Here is a 20,151-nt window from a genome sequence, read left to right as displayed (position 1 = left end):
TTCATCCGAGGGCGCCAAGCGCTCTCGGATGCTCGAAGGTGCCCGTGAAACAATCGTCTGAGGGGAAATCCCGATGAATTACAACTGGGACTGGGGCGTGTTCTTCAAGTCCACCGGCGTGGGCAGCGAAACCTATCTGGACTGGTACGTCACCGGCCTGGGCTGGACCATCGCCATCGCCATTTCCGCCTGGATCATCGCCTTGCTGCTGGGCTCGGTCCTCGGTGTCATGCGTACCGTGCCGAACCGTCTGGTAGCAGGTATCGCCACTGCCTACGTGGAGCTGTTCCGCAACGTACCGCTGCTGGTGCAGCTGTTCATCTGGTACTTCCTGGTGCCGGACCTGCTGCCCGAAGGCCTGCAGGAATGGTTCAAGCAGGACCTCAACCCGACCACTTCGGCGCTGATCAGCGTGGTCATCTGCCTGGGCCTGTTCACCGCCGCCCGCGTGTGCGAACAGGTGCGTACCGGCATCCAGGCGCTGCCCCGCGGCCAGGAAGCCGCCGCCCGCGCCATGGGCTTCAGCCTGTCGCAGATCTACACCAACGTGCTGCTGCCGCAGGCCTACCGGATCATCATTCCGCCGCTCACCTCGGAATTCCTGAACGTGTTCAAGAACTCGTCGGTGGCGTCGCTGATCGGCCTGATGGAACTGCTGGCACAAACCAAGCAGACCGCCGAATTCTCGGCCAACCTGTTCGAGGCCTTCACCCTGGCCACGCTGATCTACTTCACCCTGAACATGGGCCTGATGCTGCTGATGCGCATGGTCGAGAAGAAAGTCTCGGTGCCCGGCCTGATTTCCGTAGGGGGCAAATAAATGGACATGGATTTCAGCGAAATCATCCCGGCCCTGCCCGCCCTGTGGGAAGGCATGGTCATGACCCTGCAACTGATGGTCATGGGCGTGGTCGGCGGCATTGTACTGGGGACCATCCTGGCCCTGATGCGCCTGTCGTCGAGCAAGCTGCTGTCGAACGTGGCCGGCGCCTACGTCAACTACTTCCGCTCGATCCCGCTGCTGCTGGTAATCACCTGGTTCTACCTGGCGGTACCATTCGTGCTGCGCTGGATCACTGGCGAGGACACCCCGGTGGGTGCCTTCACCTCCTGCGTGGTGGCCTTCATGATGTTCGAGGCCGCGTACTTCTGCGAAATCGTCCGCGCCGGCGTGCAGTCGATCTCCAAGGGCCAGATGGGCGCCGCCCAGGCCCTGGGCATGACCTACGGCCAGACCATGCGCCTGATCATCCTGCCCCAGGCCTTCCGCAAGATGACCCCGCTGCTGTTGCAGCAGAGCATCATTCTGTTCCAGGACACCTCGCTGGTATACACCGTGGGCCTGGTGGACTTTCTCAACTCGGCACGCTCCAACGGCGACATCATCGGGCGCTCCCATGAGTTCCTGATCTTCGCCGGTGTCGTGTACTTCCTCATCAGCTTCTCCGCTTCGTGGCTGGTCAAGCGCCTGCAAAAAAGGATCACCGTATGATTTCCATCAAGAACGTCAACAAGTGGTACGGGGACTTCCAGGTACTGACCGACTGCAGCACCGAGGTCAAGAAGGGTGAAGTGGTGGTGGTGTGCGGCCCGTCGGGCTCGGGCAAATCCACCCTGATCAAGTGCGTCAACGCCCTGGAGCCGTTCCAGAAAGGTGACATCGTGGTCGACGGCACCTCGATCGCCGACCCCAAGACCAACTTGCCCAAGCTGCGCTCGCGCGTTGGCATGGTGTTTCAGCACTTCGAGCTGTTCCCGCACCTGTCCATCACCGAGAACCTGACCATTGCCCAGCGCAAGGTGCTTGGACGCAGCGAAGCGGAAGCGACCAAGAAGGGCCTGGCCCTGCTCGACCGCGTCGGCCTCGGTGCCCACGCCAAGAAGCACCCCGGCCAGCTGTCCGGCGGCCAGCAGCAGCGCGTGGCCATTGCCCGCGCCCTGTCGATGGACCCGATCGTCATGCTGTTCGACGAACCGACCTCGGCGCTGGACCCGGAAATGGTCAACGAAGTACTGGACGTGATGGTCGAACTGGCCCACGAAGGCATGACCATGATGTGCGTGACCCACGAAATGGGCTTCGCCCGCAAGGTGGCCAACCGCGTGATCTTCATGGACAAGGGCAACATCATCGAGGATTGCCAGAAGGAAGACTTCTTCGGCAACCCGAGCGCCCGCCACGAGCGTACCCAGCACTTCCTCAGCAAGATCCTGCAACACTGATTTTGCTTCACTGAAGCGGTCGGCGCCGCTGCCCTTTCGGGCAGCAGGCGCTGGTCGTGACAAGGCCACTGTGATGAAATGCGATCCTTCGCTTCTTCTCCCTGCCAAGCCTGCCGTGAAATCCCGCCTGCTCCGCCAATTGCTGTTGCCGCCACTGATCATCCTGCTGATGGTCGGCCTGGGAACGGCCGGCTACCTGATCAGCGAGAGCAACGGTATCCGCGCCCTCAGCGAAAACGGCGAGCGCCAGCTGGAGCTGCACGCGCGCACGGTCGAGAGCGAAATCAGCAAGTACACCTACCTGCCGAGCCTGCTGGAGCTGGAAGACAGCGTCTCGCACCTGCTCACCGACCCTGACGGCGGCTCGCGGCAGGCCGTCAACGAATACCTCGAAGGCCTGAACCGGCGCAGCCGCAGCCGGGCCATCTTCGTGCTCGACACCAATGGCCGGGTCCAGGCCACCAGCAACTGGCGCGATGCCGACTCGTTCCTCGGCGAGGACCTGTCGTTCCGTGCCTACTTCCAGACCGCCGTGCGCGGCGAACCCGGGCGTTTCTACGGTATCGGCAGCACCACTGGCGAGGCCGGTTATTACCTGGCGCATGGCCTGGAGGAACACGGCAAGGTCATTGGCGTGGCGGTGATCAAAGTGCGGCTGGATACCCTGGAAGAGCGCTGGCAACGTGCGCGCCTGGAAGCGTTCGTCAGCGACGAGAACGGCATCATCATCCTCTCCAGCGACCCGGCCCGGCGCCTGAAGTCGGTACGCCCGCTGACCCCGCAAATCAAGGAGCGCCTGGCCCGTAGCCTGCAATACTACTGGTGGCCGCTGAACGAGCTGCAGCCCCTGGCCCGGGAAACACTGGCCGATGGTGTGGAAAAGCTGACCTTCCCGGCCAACAGCGAAACCGCACAGGGCAAGGCCCGCGAAATGGCCTACCTGGCCCAGACCCGGCGGCTGGTCGACACGCCCTGGCATTTTACCTTGCTGACCCCGCTGCAGGACCTGCGCCGCGAATCCATGGTACAGGGCGTCCTGGTGGGCGTGGCCTTCGCCTTGCTGGCAATCCTCGGTATCGCCTGGAACGAACGACGCAAGGTCATCGCCACCCGCCTGGCAGCCCGCGAGGCCCTGCAGGAAGCCAACAGCCAACTGGAGCGACGGATTACCGAACGCACGGCCGACCTGCGTGCCAGCAACGAGCGTCTTAAGGGCCAGATTCGCGAGCGCCGGCATGCCGAACAAACCCTGCGCCACGCCCAGGATGAACTGGTACAGGCCGGCAAGCTGGCCGCCATCGGGCAGATGTCCACCAGCATTGCCCACGAACTGAATCAGCCGCTGGCCGCGCTGCGCACGTTGTCCGGCAATACCATACGCTTCCTCGAACGCGGGGCGCTGGAAACCGCCAGCACCAACCTGCGCACCATGAACGACCTGATCGACCGCATGGGTCGCATCACCGCCAGCCTGCGTTCGTTCGCCCGGCGCGCTGACGACAGCGGCCAGGCCTCGCTTGCCAAGGCGGTTGACGCTACCCTGCAGGTGCTGGCCAACCGCATCAGCGCCTGCCACCTGCAGTTGCACAATCAGTTCGAGGACCAGCAGCTGGCGATCGACCAGACCCGGTTGGAGCAGATCCTGGTCAACCTGATCGGCAACGCCCTGGATGCCATGGCCGCCCAGCCGCTGCCGCAACTGTGGCTGGAAGGCGAGCTGCAGGGCGACAAGTACCGTTTGCAAGTGCGCGACAATGGCCATGGCATCGACGCCGAGGCGCGCAAGCACCTGTTCGAACCTTTCTTCACCACCAAACCGGGCGAACATGGCCTGGGCCTGGGCCTGACCCTGTCGGCGAGCCTTGCCGCCGCCGCCAAGGGCAGCCTCAACGTCGAGCACCCCGCCAGTGGCGGCACGGCGTTCGTCCTGGCCCTGCCCCTGGCCTCCCCCCCTAGCGAATCGGCAGAGCACCCATGACCCAAGCGCCTCTTACTGTCCTGATCGTCGAAGACGACCCGCATGTGCTGCTCGGCTGCCAACAGGCGCTGGCCCTGGAGGACATCGCCTGTGAAGGCGTGGGCAGCGCCGAGCAGGCGCTGGAACGCATCGGCGACGACTTCGCCGGCATCGTCGTCAGCGATATCCGCCTGCCGGGCATCGATGGCCTGGAGCTGCTCAACCGCCTCAAGGCCCGCGACCGCAGTCTGCCGGTGGTGCTGATCACCGGCCACGGCGATATCGACATGGCGGTGGGCGCCATGCGCAATGGCGCCTACGACTTCATGGAAAAACCCTTCTCCCCAGAGCGCCTGGTCGACGTGGTGCGCCGTGCCCTCGAACAGCGCGGGCTGTCGCGCGAAGTGGTGGCCCTGCGCCGCCAGCTGGCCGAGCAGAGCAGCCTGGAGGGGCGCATCATTGGCCGTTCGCCGGCCATGGAGCACCTGCGCGAACTGATCGCCAACGTCGCCGATACCTCGGCCAACGTGCTGATCGAAGGCGAAACCGGTACCGGCAAGGAACTGGTCGCCCGCTGCCTGCACGACTTCAGCCGCCGCCAGGGCCAACCGTTCGTGGCGCTGAACTGTGGCGGCCTGCCGGAAAACCTGTTCGAAAGCGAGATTTTCGGCCACGAGGCCAACGCCTTCACAGGTGCCGGCAAACGCCGCATCGGCAAGATCGAACATGCCAACGGCGGCACGCTGTTCCTCGACGAAGTGGAGAGCATGCCGATCAACCTGCAGATCAAGCTGTTGCGCGTGCTGCAGGAGCGCACTCTGGAGCGGCTGGGCTCGAACCAGAGCATTGCGGTGGACTGCCGGGTGATCGCCGCCACCAAGTCCGACCTGGATGCCATGGGCCAGAGCGGCCAGTTCCGCAGTGACCTGTATTACCGGCTGAACGTGGTAACCCTGGAGCTGCCGCCGCTGCGCGAGCGCCGCGAAGATATCCTGCAGCTGTTCGAGCACTTCCTGCAGCAGTCGGCCCTGCGCTTCGACCGTGAAACACCTGCGCTGGACAGCCAGACCCTGTCGCGCCTGATGGCCCACGACTGGCCGGGCAACGTGCGTGAACTGCGCAACGTCGCCGAACGCTATGCCCTCGGCCTGCCAGCATTCAAGAAAGGCCCCAGCGGTGGTGCCAGCCAAGGCCTGGGCTTTGCCGAGGCGGTGGAAGCATTCGAGCGCAACCTGCTCGGCGACGCCCTGCAACGTACCGGCGGCAACCTTAGCCAAGCCAGCCAGGAGCTGGGCATGGCCAAGACCACGCTGTTCGACAAAGTGAAAAAATACGGCCTCGGCTGACCTCAATCCCAACTGGAAAGACAACGTGGACCTGGTATTCAAAGCGGCCCTGGGCGCTGGTGTGGTATTGCTGCTGGCGGTGCTGTCGAAGACGCGCAATTACTACATCGCCGGGCTGGTGCCGCTGTTCCCGACCTTCGCCCTGATCGCCCACTACATAGTCGGCAAGGGGCGCAGCATTGCCGACCTGAAGACCACCATCCTGTTCGGCATGTGGGCGATCATTCCGTACTTCGTGTACTTGGCGACCTTGTATGTGCTGGTCGACCGCATGCGCCTGGAGGTATCGCTGGCGTTGGCCACCGTGGCCTGGCTGATGGCCGCGACGGTTCTAGTGACCTTGTGGGTGCGGATGCACTGAGACTGACCGGCTGACTCCGGCCTTTGTGGGAGCGGGTTCACCCGCGAAGAATCCAGCGCGGTGTATGGCACCGGCGTTGCCGGTGTTCGCGGCTAAAGCCGCTCCCACAGGTACCGCGTAAACCTTAAACCTGTACTGCACCTGTGGAAGCAGGCGCGCCGGTTCAAAGCCCTGCGATATGCGTGTCATCCTGCCGATGTGCCTGCAGATAGGGCAACACCGCCCCCAGCAACGGCGCCTTGAACGGCTCCTGGAAGCGGTGCGCCAACCCCGGTATCAAGCGCAGCTGGCTGCCCTGGATATGCGCCGCCAAATGCACGCCATGCATGACTGGCAACAAAGGGTCGGCCGTGCCGTGCACCACCAATGTCGGCACCCTCAGCTGGTTCAATAGCTCAACCCGGCTCGGCTCGGCCAGTATCGCCATGATCTGGCGCTTGGCCCCGTCAGGGTTGAACGCCCGGTCATAGGCCACCGCCGCCTGCTGCAGCAACGCCGCACGGTCGTCACGCACGTCGGGGCTACCCAGCGCAGCCAGCAGGTCGGCCTGTTGCTCGATGGCCACTTCGCGGTTCGGTGCGCTGCGCCGGGCCAGCAACTGCACCAGCGCCGGGGCCGGCGCTGGCAGCCCCGCCGCCCCTGAACTGGACATGACCAAGGTCAGGCTGCGCACCCGCTCGGGCGCCATTGCAGCCAGGTGCTGAGCAATCATGCCGCCCATGCTCACACCCAATACATGAAACTGGCGCACACCCAATGCATCCATCAGGTGCACGCCATCATCCGCCATGTCGGTCAGCGTGTACGGCGCCGCCATCGGCAGGCCCAGCTTGTAGCGCAGCAGTTCGACCGTCAGGTTGGCCGACGGCGGCACCTGGTTCCAGCGCGACAGCCCGACATCGCGGTTGTCATAGCGGATCACCCGAAAGCCCTGTCGGCACAACGCCTCGACCACATCGTCCGGCCAGTGAATCAACTGCCCGCCCAGGCCCATCACCAGTAGCAAGACCGGGTCGCGTGGCGCGCCGACGCTCTGGTACACCAGGCTGACCGCGCCCAGTTCGGCACGCTGCACCGGCACGTGGGCGTCACAACGCTGTTCAGCAAAACCCGCAGGAACGCCGAATACAAAGAAAAGAAAAAGCCAAAAAGCCCGCATGAAAGAAACACCAGAATGCAGATCCCCAGTAGAACGCGAGTCTGATGAATTCTGTTCGGGCGCGCTGCCACAGTTCGGTGACAGTTTGATGACTCCCGCCAGGCGGTGCGGCCGAACGCCCAGTCGACAGGCACGGCAACATGAGGGAAACTCAACTCATTCCCTGTTTCCTCAAGTCCACACACCGGAGTCAGCTGTGCTGGAGATCCGTCACCTGAAAACCCTTCATGCCCTGCGCGAGGCCGACAGCCTGGTAGAGGCCGCCGAGCGCCTGCACCTTACCCAGTCGGCGCTGTCACACCAGTTCAAGGAGCTGGAAGAACGCCTGGGCCTGCCGCTGTTCGTGCGCAAGACCAAGCCGATCCGCTTCACCAGTGCCGGTTTGCGCCTGCTGCAGCTGGCCGATGCCACCCTGCCGCTGCTGCGCGGCGCCGAACGTGACATCGCGCGCCTGGCCGGCGGCACCGCCGGGCGCCTGCACATGGCCATCGAATGCCACAGTTGTTTCCAATGGCTGATGCCGACCATCGACCAGTTCCGTGACGCCTGGCCGGAGGTGGAGCTGGACCTGGCCTCCGGCTTTGCCTTCGCCCCACTGCCGGCCTTGGCCCGCGGCGACCTCGACCTGGTAGTGACTTCCGACCCGCTGGACCTGGCGGGCATCACCTACGTGCCGCTGTTCACCTACGAGGCGATGCTGGCGGTGGCCAACCAGCATCCGTTGGCCAGCAAGCCCTACATCGTGCCGCAGGACCTGCTCGACCAGACCCTGATCACCTACCCGGTGGAGCGCGACCGCCTGGACATCTTCACCCGCTTCCTGGAACCGGCCGACATCGAGCCCGCTGCCGTGCGCACCTCGGAGCTGACGGTGATGATGATGCAACTGGTGGCCAGCGGCCGTGGCGTGTGCGGCATGCCGCACTGGGCGCTGCACGAGTACAGTTCGCGCGGGTATGTGAAGGGCAAGCGCCTGGGTGAGAAAGGCCTGTTCGCCACGCTTTATGCCGCCGTGCGCACCGACATGCTCGATGCGCCATACATGCGCGACTTCCTGCTGACGGCCAAGGACACCTCGTTCGCCACCCTCGATGGCGTCAGTGCGGTGCGCTGACGGCCTGGCGGTAAAGCGGCAGGATCAGGTCGCGGGTCAGGGGCGCCAGCTGCATGGCGGGTACCTGGTCAGCGGCCAGCCACACCACCTCCTCTATCTCCGCGGCCGGCAGCACGGCTGCGGCGCTGTCGACACGAAACAGTTCGGCCTGTACCTCGAAGCCTGGCTCGTTGGCGGCCGGGGCACTGAACTGGCCCAGGTGCACGGCCTGGGCCGGGTCAATGTGCAGGCCCAGTTCCTCATGCAGCTCGCGCACCAGCGCCTGCACCGGGGTTTCGCCAGCATCGATCTTGCCGCCGGGCTGCATGAAGGCCTGGGTGCCGCGTTTGCGTACCAGCAGGGTGCGGCCTTGGGGGTCGATCAACAGGGCGGCGGCGATGCGGATGGTGTTGGGCATGGGTGGGCTCACCTGAAACAATGGCCGGGGAGGATCCCATGGGGGTCATTGGCCTGACAAGGCCGGTGTTTCCTGTGCCGGCCTCTTCGCGGGCGCGCCCGCTCCCACAGGTGCACCCACAGGGCCAGAGAGCGGCGCTGTACCTGTGGGAGCGGGTTTACCCGCGAAGAGGCCAGCACAGGTCAAAGCTTATTTCACAGACGAACGGCCCCTTGCCAACCCGCCCCACACCCTCCATAACCAACACATGAACCTGCCCGCCAAACACCACCCGGTGCTCGAGCTGTTCCACCCCGCCGTGCGCACCTGGTTCCGTCGCCACTTCGCCACGGTGACCGATGCCCAGGCCCAGGCGTGGCCGTTGATCCATGCCGGCCAGTCGATGCTGCTGGCCGCGCCGACCGGTTCGGGCAAGACCCTCAGCGCGTTCCTTGCCGTGCTCGACGAACTGTTTCGCCAGGGCCTGGAGCATCAGGGCGAACTGCCCGCACGAACCCAGGTGGTCTATGTTTCGCCACTCAAGGCGTTGTCCAACGACATCCGTCTGAACCTGCAGGCGCCGCTGGAAGGCATCAGCCAGGCCCTGGCGGACCAGGGCCTGAACGCCCCGCGCATCACCACGGCCGTGCGCAGCGGCGACACCCCACAGAAGGAGCGTGCCGCCATGCGCAAGCTGGCGCCGCACATCCTGGTGACCACACCCGAATCGCTCTACGTGCTGATGGGCTCGGCTTCGGGCCGTGAAGGCCTGGCCAGCGTGCACACGGTGATCGTCGACGAAATCCATGCCTTGGCCGGCAACAAGCGCGGCGCCCACCTGGCACTGACCCTGGAGCGCCTGCAGGCCCTGTGCAACCGGCCATTGCGGCGTATCGGCCTGTCGGCCACGCAACGCCCGGTCGAGCGAGTGGCGCAATTCCTGGTCGGCAACGACCGTCCCTGCGCAATCGTCGATGTCGGCCATGCTCGGCAGCGCGACCTGGCCATCGAGGTGCCGCCAGTGCCGCTGGGTGCAGTGATGGCTACCGATGTCTGGGGCCTGGTCTATGACCGCCTGGCCACCCTGGCGCGCGAACACCGCACCACCCTGGTGTTCGTCAACACCCGGCGCCTGGCCGAGCGCATCACCCGCCACCTCAGCGACCGCCTGGGGAAAGAGGCGGTTGCCGCGCATCACGGCAGCCTGGCCAAGGAACTGCGCCTGGATGCCGAACAACGCCTGAAAAACGGCCAGTTGCAGGTGCTGGTGGCCACTGCGTCGCTGGAGCTGGGCATCGATATCGGCGACATCGAGCTGGTCTGCCAGATCGCTTCGCCAGGTTCGATCGCGGCCTTGCTGCAGCGGGTCGGCCGCGCTGGCCACCAGGTCGATGGCGTGCCCAAGGGGCGTCTGTTCCCGACTTCGCGCGATGACCTGATCGAATGCGTGGCCCTGCTCGACTGCATACGCCGGGGCGAGCTGGACGAACTGCACATTCCTCGGGCGCCGCTGGATGTGCTGGCCCAGCAGATCGTAGCCGAGGCCAGCAACCAGCCCTGGCACGAACAGGCCCTGTTCGACTGCCTGCGCCAGGCCACGCCCTACGCCGAACTCGACCAGCAACATTACCAGGCGCTGCTGCGCATGCTCGCCGAGGGCTACAACGGCCGCCAGGGCGTGCGCAGTGCCTACCTGCACCGCGATGCGGTGAGCGGCACCCTGCGTGGCCGTCGTGGCAGCCAACTGACCGCGCTGACCAGCGGCGGCACCATCCCCGACAACGCCGACTACGCCGTGCTGCTCGAACCGCAGGCGCTGAACATCGGCAGCGTCAACGAAGACTTTGCCGTGGAAAGCATCGCCGGCGATATCTTCCAGCTGGGCAATGCCTCCTATCGCATCCTGCGGGTCGAACCAGGCCGGGTGCGGGTGGAGGATGCCCATGGCCTGCCACCGACCATCCCGTTCTGGCTGGGCGAGGCGCCGGGGCGCAGCGACGAGCTGTCTGCCGCGGTGGCCCGGCTGCAGGCGCAGATCGACCAACAGCTGGCTGACAACGACCAGGCCGAGGTGCTGGCATGGTTGCAGGGTACCTTCGAACTGGGCGAAGACGCCGCCAGCCAGTTGCTCGACTACCTGGCCCGCACCCGCGAAGTGCTCGGCGCCCTGCCCTCGCAGGACACGCTGGTGATGGAGCGCTTCTTCGATGAGTCCGGCGGTACCCAGCTGATCATCCATTCACCCTACGGCAGCCGTATCAACCGCGCCTGGGGGCTGGCCCTGCGCAAGCGCTTCTGCCGCACCTTCAACTTCGAGTTGCAGGCGGCGGCCAGCGAGGACGCCATCGTGCTGTCGCTGTCCTCCAGCCACAGTTTCGAACTGGACGACGTGTGGCGTTACCTGAATAGCCGCAGCGCCGAGCCGATCCTGGTCCAGGCGCTGCTCGATGCGCCGCTGTTTGGCGTGCGCTGGCGCTGGAATGCCGGCGTGACCATGGCCCTGCCGCGCTTTGTCGGCGGACGCAAGGTGGCGCCACAGATCCAGCGGATGAAGAGCGAAGACCTGATTGCCGCCGTATTCCCCGAGCAGATCGCCTGCCTGGAGAACATCGTCGGCGAGCGGCAGATTCCCGATCATCCGCTGGTCGAGCAAACCCTCGACGACTGCCTGCACGAGGCCATGGACAGCGAAGGCTGGCTGGCGCTGTTGCGGCGTATGGAAAGCGGCGCAGTGCGCCTGCTGTGCCGCGACCTGCCCGCCCCTTCGCCGCTGGCGTCGGCCATCCTCAACGCACGGCCTTATGCCTTCCTGGATGACGCACCACTGGAAGAACGGCGCACTCAGGCAGTGCTCAACCGGCGCTGGAGCGAGGTGCAGAACGGCGACGACCTGGGCGCGCTGGACGCCGATGCCATTGCCGCCGTCGCGGCCGAGGCCTGGCCGCAGCCGGGCAACGCCGACGAAATGCATGAAGCGTTGATGGGCCTGGGTGCCATCAGCCAGGACGAAGTGCAGGGCAATGCCAGCTGGGAGCTGCTGCTCAGGCAGTTGGCCAAGGCCGGCCGGGCCCTGCGCCTGGTGGATGAAAAGCTGTGGCTGGCGCGTGAGCGGTTGAGCCTGCTGCAGGCACTGTACCCCGGCTCCCGGCTGGAACCTGCGTTGCAGGTACTGCCTGGCTTCGATCAGGTCATCGAGCCGGACGTTGCGCTGGTCGAACTGTTACGAGCCCGCCTGAGCGGCCATGGCCCGCTGACCCGCGCGCAGATTGCGGCAGCACTTGGCAAGCCGCCGCAGGCCATCGAACAGGCCTTGGCCCGCCTGGAGGCCGAAGGCTATGTGCTGCGTGGGCATTTCAGCCCTGGCGCAAGCGAACTGCAATGGTGCGAGCGCCATTTGCTGGCACGCATCCATCGCTACACGGTCAAACGCCTGCGCCGGGAGATCGAGCCGGTCAGCCTGCAGGACTTCATGCGCTTTCTGTTCGACTGGCAGCACCTGGCCAACGACACACACCTGCGTGGCCCGCAAGCGGTGGCTGAGGTCCTTGGCCAGTTGCAAGGGTTCCCGAGTGCCGCCGGAGCCTGGGAAGCCGAACTGCTGCCGGCACGTATCAAGGACTACAGCCCGCACTGGCTCGACGATGCGTGCCGTAGCGGGCAGTTCGCCTGGAGCCGGCTGGCGGCGACGGTGTCGAGCAACACCCTGTCGAGCACACCGCTGGTACTGCTGCCGCGCGAGCACCTTGGCCTGTGGCGCAGCCTGGCCCCCGTGCCTGCGGTGGATAGCCTCGGCGCACGGGCGCAACGCGTCCACCAGGTGCTGAACGCACATGGCGCGCTGTTCTTCGACGAGCTGGCACACGACGCCCACCTGCTGCCCAGCGAGTTGGAAACGGCCTTGCAGGAACTGGTAGGCGCAGGCCTGGTGGGAGCCGACAGCTTCACCGGCCTGCGCAGCCTGATCACCCCGGCGGCGAAACGCACATCGCGCAACAGCCGACGCGGCCACCCGCCGCTGTCCAGCAGCATGTCCCATGCCGGGCGCTGGGCCTTGCTGCGCAGGGGCACTGTAGACGACAGCCAGCGCCTGGAGCACATCGCCCGGGCCCTGCTTCGGCGCTATGGCGTGGTGTGCTGGCGCCTGCTGGAGCGTGAAAGCGATGTGCTGCCGCCCTGGCGTGAACTGCTGCGCTGCTATCACAGGCTGGAAGCGCGTGGCGAGATTCGTGGCGGGCGCTTCATTGCCGGGCTCGCCGGCGAACAATTCGCCTTGCCGGAGGCGGTGGGGCTGCTGCGGCAGGTGCGGCGGCGTGAATTGGACGGGGCATTGGTGGTGGTAAGTGCCAGTGACCCGCTGAACCTGGTCGGGTCGTTGCTGCCGGGGGCGAAAGTGCCAGCGGTGAGTGGCAACCGTTTGTTGTATCGCGACGGAGTGCCGGTGGCGGTGCGGGTGGCCGGGCACTATTCGTACCTGGTCGAAGCGCCGGCACAAGAGCAGGAAAGCTGGCGGCAGAAGCTACTGCGCGACACTTTCTGAATGCCTTCACGGCATGCACAGGCCCTGTAGGAGCAGCCTTGTGCTGCGAAGAGGCCATTATTGCCGAAGACAATCTGTATCCCTGCTGGCCTCTTCGCAGCACAAGGCTGCTCCTACAAAAGCCCGCGTTGGCCTGAAGACCGTTGCCAGGTCTCTGCGAGAATGATTTTCGCTACCCCGAATTTCATTTTCAGCACCGCCCAAACCGGGCTATGGTCGGGGTTTGCCCCAGGCCCTGAGCCTGACCGCGCCATCGCAAGGACCCTGTATGAGCCTGTCACTTCTCAGTCGCTATGCCTTCTTCGCCGCCTGTGTACTGTTCACCTTGGCAAGCCTGCCCTTCACCCACCACGAATGGTTGTGGCCGTTCACCCTGAGCACCGCCATCCTCAGCCTGATCGGCCTTTTCGACCTGTTGCAGCAGCGCCACGCGGTACGCCGTAATTACCCGATCCTGGGCAACATCCGCTACCTGGTCGAAGCCATTCGCCCGGAAATCCGCCAGTACCTGCTGGAGGCAGACAGCGACGCCCTGCCATTCTCCCGCGCCCAGCGCTCGCTGGTGTATGCCCGGGCGAAGAATGAAGCCTCGGACAAACCCTTCGGCACCCTGATCGATGTGTACGAGTCCGGCTTCGAATTCATCGGCCACTCCATGCGCCCGGCGTCTTTGGCCGACCCGGCAAGTTTCCGGGTCATCGTCGGTGGGCCGCAGTGCAGCCAGCCATACTCGGCGTCGATCTTCAACATATCGGCGATGAGCTTTGGCTCACTCAGCGCCAACGCCATCCGCGCCCTCAACCAAGGCGCCAAGCTGGGCAATTTCCACCATGACACCGGCGAGGGCAGCATCAGCCCCTACCATCGCGAGCATGGCGGCGACCTGGTCTGGGAACTGGGCAGCGGCTATTTCGGCTGCCGCACGCCGGACGGGCGCTTCGACCCCGAACGCTTCGCCGCCCAGGCACGCAGCCCGCAGGTGCGGATGATCGAAATCAAGATGAGCCAGGGCGCCAAGCCCGGCCATGGCGGCATCCTGCCCAAGCACAAGGTGACCCGGGAAATTGCCGAAACCCGTGGCGTGCTGATGGGCGAAGACTGTATCTCGCCGTCACGCCACAGCGCCTTCTCCACCCCCATCGAGATGATGCAGTTCATTGCCCAGCTGCGTGAACTGTCTGGTGGCAAACCGGTAGGCTTCAAGTTCTGCCTGGGCCACCCGTGGGAGTTCATGGGCATCGCCAAGGCCATGCTGGAAACCGGCATCCTGCCCGACTTCATCGTCGTCGACGGCAAGGAAGGTGGCACCGGCGCGGCACCGGTGGAGTTCACCGACCACATTGGCGTACCACTGCGCGAAGGGCTGCTGTTCGTGCACAACACCCTGGTCGGCCTGAACCTGCGTGACAAGATCAAGCTTGGCGCCAGCGGCAAGATCGTCAGCGCCTTCGACATTGCCAGCGTGCTGGCCATTGGCGCTGATTGGGCCAACTCGGCGCGCGGCTTCATGTTCGCCATCGGTTGCATCCAGTCGCAGAGCTGCCACACCAACAAGTGCCCGACCGGTGTAGCCACGCAAGATCCACTGCGCCAGCGTGCGCTGGTGGTGCCGGACAAAGCCCAGCGGGTGTTGAACTTCCACCACAATACCTTGCGAGCCTTGGCCGAAATGCTGGCTGCTGCGGGGCTGGAACACCCGGCGCAGCTGGAAGCCAAGCATCTGGTGCGACGCATCTCGGCCACCGAGATCAAGCTGTTCTCGCAGATGCATGTGTTCTTGAAGCCGGGTGAGCTGCTGACTGGCGAGGTTAATGGCCAGTTCTATTCGCGCATGTGGCAGCTGGCGCGGGCGGACAGCTTCGAACCGAACAGCGAAGTGGCAGCCTGATAGAACCCTGGGGGCTGCTACGCAGCCCTTTCGCGACACAAGGCCGCTCCTACAGGAAATCGCGACCCATGCTGCTGTCGCGGTCGCCTGTAGGAGCGGCCTTGTGTCGCGATAGGGCTGCGCAGCAGCCCCGGCAATTTCAGATCAGGAAGCAGTGCTCGCCACACCCTGCGCCTCTTTCGGCGCCAGGCGGAACGCGTAGTACAGCACCGTCAGCAACACCAGGAACGCCGGGCCGATGTACAGCGCCACGCGGGTATCCTCGAAGTACGCCATCAGGCCGACCACCAGCACCAGGAAGGCCAGCGCCAGGTACGAGCTCAGCGGCCACAGCCACATGCGGTACTTCAGTGCCTTGCGTTCGGCAGTGCAGAGGCCGGCGCGGAACTTCAGCTGCGCCAGCAGGATCATCACCCAGGTCCAGATCGCGCCGAAGGTGGCGATCGAAGTAACCCATACGAAGACCTTCTCCGGCACCAGGTAGTTGGCCAACACGCCCAGCAGCAGCGCGCCGATGGACAGCAGCAGCGCGTTGCGCGGCACGCCGTTCTTCGAAGTGCGGGCGAAGGCCGCCGGGGCCTGGCCGTTCTGCGCCAGGCTGTAGAGCATGCGCCCGGTGCTGAAGATGCCGCCGTTGCACGACGACAGCGCTGCAGTGATGACCACGAAGTTGATGATGCCGGCGGCGGTCTTGATGCCCAGGCGCTCGAAGGTCATGACGAACGGGCTGCCCTGGCTGCCGATTTCGTTCCACGGGTAGATCGACAGAATCACGAACAGCGCACCGACATAGAACAACAGGATGCGCCAGAACACCGAGCCGATGGCCTGCGGGATGGTCTTTTGCGGGTTGCGTGCTTCACCAGCGGTCAGGCCGATCATTTCCACGCCCAGGTAGGCGAACATCACCATCTGCAGCGACATCAGCACGCCGGTCACGCCATTGGGCATGAAGCCGCCGTTGCTCCACAGGTTGGAGATACCCATTGCCACACCGTCATTGCCGAAGCCAAAGGCAATGATGCCGATGCCGCCAAGGACCATGGCAATGATGGTAACGATCTTGATCAGGGCGAACCAGAACTCGAACTCACCAAAGGCCTTGACGGCCACCAGGTTGACCGCACCCATGCTGCCCAGCGCCGCCAGGGCCCAGATCCAGCGCGGTACGTCGGGGAACCAGATGCCCATGTAGATGGCCACCGCAGTGATTTCGGCAACGCAGGTCACCAGCCACAGGAACCAGTAGTTCCAGCCAGTAAGAAAGCCCGCCAGCGGGCCGAGATAGTCCTGGGCATAACGGCTGAACGAGCCGGCGACAGGGTTGTGCACGGCCATTTCGCCAAGGGCGCGCATGATCACCAGAATGGCCAGGCCGCCGATGATGTAGGACAGCATGATAGCGGGGCCGGCCATTTCGATGGCCTTGGCCGAACCGAGGAAAAGACCGACACCGATACAGGCGCCCAGCGCCATCAGGCGGATGTGCCGTTCGCCCAGTTCGCGCTTGAGCGGGCCGCCTTCAGTGGCCTGGCCGTGGGCAGGATGGTTGCCGACTGGCATAGCAATACAACCTCATTTTGTTATTGGATTTGACCTTCGTGCAGCACCGGCCACGCCGATAGGCGAAGCGTTGGCTTGCCGGGCTGGCCTCGTGGGCCGGCCCGTGTGCCGGAATAGAGCGCCCGGCAAGGCGAAGGGGGCGAGCAGTATAGGAAGACCGTTGTAGGGATTTTCGCTGTATAAACAGGAAAATTCAGCTAGATTTCTGGGGCGCGAAGCGGACCCAAAATCGCCCGGCCACCATAGCAACATCGCCGTATCAAGAAACCCACACCAAAGCCGCATAGCCCTACGCCACTTTTCGCCGTCTCTTACAAATTTTTCACCTGACCCGCTCAACGTCTAAGCTTCAGACAAGCAAGACGAAAATACCTGGCCGGATTGAAGACTATGGGCGCACTGTGGCAATCGGAACCAAGCAGAACGGAAGCACCCGAGATACCTCCGGCCGAGACGCCACAACCCAAATCCCCCCGTCAGCGTCGGCTATGGTGGCGGCTGATCATCCTTATCCTGCTGGTGGCGCTGGTGGCCATCGGCTTCGCTGCGTATGACGAATTCCGCACCTCCAACCTGCAGTCACGGGAATTCAGCAAGCTGGCCAGCACTCTCACCTATTCGCTGCAACCAGGCCCCAGCGATGCCATCGTCTACCCTGGCGAAGGGCCGTTCGACAAACGCCTGGGCTACAGCGCCCTGAGCGAATTCCTGCCGCGCCTGCTCAAGCGCGACTACCTGATCAGCGAACAAGTGAGGTTCTCGCCGGCGTTGATGAACTACGTCGATCATGGGCTGTTCGCCCCCTATATCGAGAAAATCCAGGCAGGCCTGTCGATCACCGACTGCCGCGGCGACGTACTGTACCAGTACAACTACCCACAACACCTGTACCCGGACTTCGCTGCGATCCCGCCGGTGATCGTCAACAGCCTGCTATTCATCGAGAACCGCGACCTGCTCGACACCAAGGACCCGCGAAACAACCCGGCCGTGGACTGGCCGCGCTTCGCCAAGGCCGCCTACAGCCAGGTGGCCAAATACCTGGCCCTGCCCGGCCAGTCCGCTGGCGGCAGCACCCTGGCCACGCAACTGGAAAAGTACCGCCATTCACCGGACGGCCTGACCGTTTCGGGCGCCGAGAAGATCCGCCAGATGATTTCCGCCAGCGTGCGCGCCTACCAGGGCGGCCCCGACACTACCGAGGCACGCCAGCGCATCGTGCGGGACTACCTGAACAGCGTGCCGCTGTCGGCAGTGCCCGGGCATGGCGAAGTGCATGGCATGGCCGAAGGCCTGCGGGTGTGGTACGGCGCCGATTTCGACCAGGTCAACCAGACCCTGAATTCCACCGCCAGCGACCCCGAAAGCATGGCCGCACGCGGCCTGGCCCTGCGGCAGGTGCTGTCGCTGATGATTGCCCAGCGCCGGCCCTCGCACTACCTGTCCAAGGGTCGGCTCGAACTGGCCGAACTGACCGATGCGCACATCCGTGTGCTGGCCGCCAACAAGGTCATCGAGCAGCCACTGGCCGACGCGGCACTGGCCAGCAAGGCGGTATATCGCGATTGGGTGGCGCAACCGACCATCGTGCCGATCGTCACCAACAAGGGCATCAGCCTGGCACGCAACCGCCTGGCGGCCATGCTCAATCGCCCGCTGTACGACCTCGACCGGCTCGACGTGTCCGCCACCAGTACCCTGCAGTCCGACCTGCAACTGCAGGTCAGCCAGTACCTGAAAAACCTTGCCGACCCTGAATTCGCGGCGCAGATCGGCCTGATCGGCGAACGCCTGCTCACCGCCAAGACCACCGACCAGGTGAGCTACAGCTTCACCTTGTTCGAGCGCACCGCCGACGGCTCACGGGTACGGGTGCAGACCGACAGCACCGACCAGCCCTTCGACATCAACGAAGGCAGCAAGCTGGAACTGGGTTCCACCGCCAAGTTGCGGGTGCTCACCACCTACCTGGAAATCATCGCCGAGCTGCACGACAAATACGCTGGCAAACCTGCCGCCGAGTTGAAGAAAGTCGAAGTCGCCGAACTCGACCGCATCAGCCAGTGGTCGCTGGAATGGCTGGCACAAAACAGCAAGAACCAGAGCCTGGACGCCATGCTCGATGCCGCGTTGGAGCGCAAGTATTCAGCCAACACCGGCGAAGCCTTCTTCACCGGCGGCGGCATGCATGTGTTCAACAACTTCCGCAAGGAAGACAACAGCCGCAACCCAACCCTCAAGGATGCATTGCGCGAATCGATCAACCTGCCGTTCATCCGCCTGATGCGCGACCTGGTGCGCTACGTGACCTACCAGCAGCCGTACAACCGCGTGCCGCTGCTCAAGGACGACTCCGACCCGCGCCGCCAGGAGTACCTGGCCCGTTTCGCCGACAAGGAAGGCACCAACTACCTGATGCGCTTCTGGAAGAAATACCAGCGCAAGACCTCGCAGCAGCGCCTGGACACCTTCCTCGACAGTATGCGCGTGACCCCGCAACGGTTGGCGGCCGTACACCGCTACCTGTTCCCCGAGGCAGGCCAGGAAACCTTCAACGCGTTTGTCCGTGCCCACCTCAAGGGTGACAAGATCGTGCTGGGCAAACTGACCGATGGCCGCCTGTCGGAGATGTACGACGCCTATGGCCCGGGCAAATACGACCTGCCCGATCAGGGTTATATCGCCAAGGTCCACCCGCTGGACTTGTGGCTGCTCGGTTACCTGCTGAAGAACCCAGGTTCGACCTTGACCGAAATGGTCAATGCCAGCCGCTTCGAGCGCCAGGAGGTATACGGCTGGCTGTTCAAGAGCCGCCATCAGGGCGCCCGTGACAGCCGCATTCGCACCATGGTGGAGATCGAAGCGTTCCTCGACATTCACCAGCGCTGGAAGCGCGTGGGCTATCCGTTCGACCACCTGGTACCCTCGCTGGCCACCGCCATCGGTAGCTCGGGGGATCGACCTGCCGCCCTTTCCGAGCTGGTCGGCATCATCCAGAACGACGGCGTGCGCCTGCCGACCTTGCGCATCGACACACTGCACTTCGCGGCCAACACGCCCTACGAGACCAAGCTGGTCACTGACCCGGACCGGGGTGTGCGGATACTGCCGGTCGAAGTGGCGCGCGCCCTCAAGGGCGCCATGTCGCAGGTGGTGGATGCGGGCACTGCGCGGCGTATTTCCGGCAGTTTCAAGCTGCAGGACGGTACACCATTGGTGATGGGCGGCAAGACCGGCACCGGTGACAACCGCATCGAAAGCTTTGGGGCTGGGGGCCGGCTGATCGGCTCGCGCTCGCTGAACCGTACCGCCACTTTCGTGTTCTTCCTGGGCGACAACCACTTCGGTACCTTGACCGCGTTCGTGCCGGGGCGCTCGGCAGAGGCCTTCAAGTTCACCTCGGCGCTGCCAGTGCAGGTACTCAAGGGCATGGCACCGATCCTCATGCCGTACCTGCAGCCGGGCAATCCGAATGAGTGCAAAGCGCCGCAGGTGGCCGTGCATACAACCACGCCGCAAGGGGATACATCGAACAACTAGATGATAATCATCTGCAATTAAAGGCTTGTCTTTAGATATATCTTGAGTAATATCTTACGATATATCGCAAACGACGGAGCCCTGCCC

The 20,151-nt window shown here is 64.3% G+C and carries 13 protein-coding genes; 10 read left to right on the top strand and 3 right to left on the bottom strand.

The genetic code is table 11. The annotated features are described in order from the left end of the window. The first annotated feature begins 73 nt into the window (after window positions 1-73). The 6 genes from J5M58_RS05115 (at window position 74) to J5M58_RS05090 (ending at window position 5,887) form a co-directional block, all read left to right on the top strand. A complete protein-coding gene (locus J5M58_RS05115; RefSeq protein WP_112250591.1) occupies window positions 74-820 on the top strand; it encodes an amino acid ABC transporter permease in 747 nt (248 codons plus the stop codon). Further along, window positions 821-1,492 (top strand): amino acid ABC transporter permease, encoded by a 672-nt coding sequence (locus J5M58_RS05110; RefSeq protein WP_075046155.1) that lies wholly within the window; start codon window positions 821-823, stop codon window positions 1,490-1,492. It begins immediately after the preceding gene. Next, on the top strand, window positions 1,489-2,223 hold the full coding sequence (locus J5M58_RS05105) for an amino acid ABC transporter ATP-binding protein (protein WP_003258023.1): 735 nt from the start codon (window positions 1,489-1,491) through the stop codon (window positions 2,221-2,223). Before J5M58_RS05110 ends, J5M58_RS05105 begins: the two co-directional genes overlap by 4 nt. 73 nt (window positions 2,224-2,296) lie before the next feature. Then, entirely contained in the window at window positions 2,297-4,201 is a 1,905-nt protein-coding gene (locus J5M58_RS05100) for an ATP-binding protein (RefSeq protein ID WP_207877361.1), read from the top strand. Continuing rightward, entirely contained in the window at window positions 4,198-5,526 is a 1,329-nt protein-coding gene (locus tag J5M58_RS05095) for a sigma-54 dependent transcriptional regulator (RefSeq protein WP_112250589.1), read from the top strand. The genes J5M58_RS05100 and J5M58_RS05095 overlap by 4 nt, the downstream gene beginning before the upstream one ends. Window positions 5,527-5,551: 25 nt before the next feature. Further along, window positions 5,552-5,887 carry a GlpM family protein gene (locus J5M58_RS05090; RefSeq protein WP_112250588.1) on the top strand — a complete coding sequence of 112 codons (336 nt, stop codon included), beginning with the start codon at window positions 5,552-5,554 and terminating at the stop codon, window positions 5,885-5,887. Between the two features lie 163 nt (window positions 5,888-6,050). On the opposite strand, the gene J5M58_RS05085 is transcribed toward J5M58_RS05090, so the two are convergent. Next, window positions 6,051-7,046: an alpha/beta fold hydrolase gene (locus tag J5M58_RS05085; RefSeq protein ID WP_112250586.1), complete on the bottom strand. Its 996-nt coding sequence runs from the start codon at window positions 7,044-7,046 to the stop codon at window positions 6,051-6,053. A gap of 196 nt (window positions 7,047-7,242) precedes the next feature. Between J5M58_RS05085 and metR the strand changes: the two genes are divergently transcribed. Next, window positions 7,243-8,160: a transcriptional regulator MetR gene (metR, locus tag J5M58_RS05080; RefSeq protein ID WP_003258025.1), complete on the top strand. Its 918-nt coding sequence runs from the start codon at window positions 7,243-7,245 to the stop codon at window positions 8,158-8,160. Here the strand turns inward: metR and J5M58_RS05075 are convergent. Continuing rightward, the gene (locus tag J5M58_RS05075; protein WP_112250584.1) at window positions 8,144-8,557 is read right to left on the bottom strand and encodes an NUDIX domain-containing protein; all 414 of its coding nucleotides are present in this window, start codon (window positions 8,555-8,557) and stop codon (window positions 8,144-8,146) included. The genes metR and J5M58_RS05075 overlap by 17 nt on opposite strands. Window positions 8,558-8,804: 247 nt before the next feature. On the opposite strand from J5M58_RS05075, the gene J5M58_RS05070 reads away from it, so the two are divergent. Continuing rightward, window positions 8,805-13,073, top strand: a complete 4,269-nt coding sequence (locus J5M58_RS05070; RefSeq protein ID WP_207877359.1) for a DEAD/DEAH box helicase — start codon at window positions 8,805-8,807, stop codon at window positions 13,071-13,073. 268 nt (window positions 13,074-13,341) lie between these two features. Then, the gene (locus J5M58_RS05065; RefSeq protein ID WP_207877357.1) at window positions 13,342-14,961 is read left to right on the top strand and encodes an FMN-binding glutamate synthase family protein; all 1,620 of its coding nucleotides are present in this window, start codon (window positions 13,342-13,344) and stop codon (window positions 14,959-14,961) included. 144 nt (window positions 14,962-15,105) lie between these two features. On the opposite strand, the gene J5M58_RS05060 is transcribed toward J5M58_RS05065, so the two are convergent. Next, window positions 15,106-16,524 carry an amino acid permease gene (locus J5M58_RS05060; protein WP_112250579.1) on the bottom strand — a complete coding sequence of 473 codons (1,419 nt, stop codon included), beginning with the start codon at window positions 16,522-16,524 and terminating at the stop codon, window positions 15,106-15,108. 390 nt (window positions 16,525-16,914) lie between these two features. Between J5M58_RS05060 and J5M58_RS05055 the strand changes: the two genes are divergently transcribed. Further along, complete coding sequence (locus tag J5M58_RS05055) at window positions 16,915-20,064, top strand: transglycosylase domain-containing protein (protein WP_112250577.1); 3,150 nt, start codon at window positions 16,915-16,917, stop codon at window positions 20,062-20,064. Window positions 20,065-20,151 lie beyond the last annotated feature (87 nt).

The sequence above is a fragment of the Pseudomonas sp. 32_A genome (assembly GCF_017490905.1).
GTDB lineage: Bacteria > Pseudomonadota > Gammaproteobacteria > Pseudomonadales > Pseudomonadaceae > Aquipseudomonas > Aquipseudomonas inefficax.
The sequence above is the reverse complement of the archived record's forward strand: the minus strand, read 5'-3'. Positions and strand labels throughout refer to the sequence as shown.

Coding starts and splice junctions, on each gene's coding strand:
- J5M58_RS05060 (WP_112250579.1), bottom strand. CDS start 16,524: ATGCCAGTCGGCAACCATCCTGCCCACGGCCAGGCCACTGAAGGCGGC.
- J5M58_RS05105 (WP_003258023.1), top strand. CDS start 1,489: ATGATTTCCATCAAGAACGTCAACAAGTGGTACGGGGACTTCCAGGTA.
- J5M58_RS05065 (WP_207877357.1), top strand. CDS start 13,342: ATGAGCCTGTCACTTCTCAGTCGCTATGCCTTCTTCGCCGCCTGTGTA.
- J5M58_RS05075 (WP_112250584.1), bottom strand. CDS start 8,557: ATGCCCAACACCATCCGCATCGCCGCCGCCCTGTTGATCGACCCCCAA.
- J5M58_RS05085 (WP_112250586.1), bottom strand. CDS start 7,046: ATGCGGGCTTTTTGGCTTTTTCTTTTCTTTGTATTCGGCGTTCCTGCG.
- J5M58_RS05095 (WP_112250589.1), top strand. CDS start 4,198: ATGACCCAAGCGCCTCTTACTGTCCTGATCGTCGAAGACGACCCGCAT.
- J5M58_RS05115 (WP_112250591.1), top strand. CDS start 74: ATGAATTACAACTGGGACTGGGGCGTGTTCTTCAAGTCCACCGGCGTG.
- J5M58_RS05055 (WP_112250577.1), top strand. CDS start 16,915: ATGGGCGCACTGTGGCAATCGGAACCAAGCAGAACGGAAGCACCCGAG.
- J5M58_RS05100 (WP_207877361.1), top strand. CDS start 2,297: ATGAAATGCGATCCTTCGCTTCTTCTCCCTGCCAAGCCTGCCGTGAAA.
- J5M58_RS05070 (WP_207877359.1), top strand. CDS start 8,805: ATGAACCTGCCCGCCAAACACCACCCGGTGCTCGAGCTGTTCCACCCC.
- J5M58_RS05110 (WP_075046155.1), top strand. CDS start 821: ATGGACATGGATTTCAGCGAAATCATCCCGGCCCTGCCCGCCCTGTGG.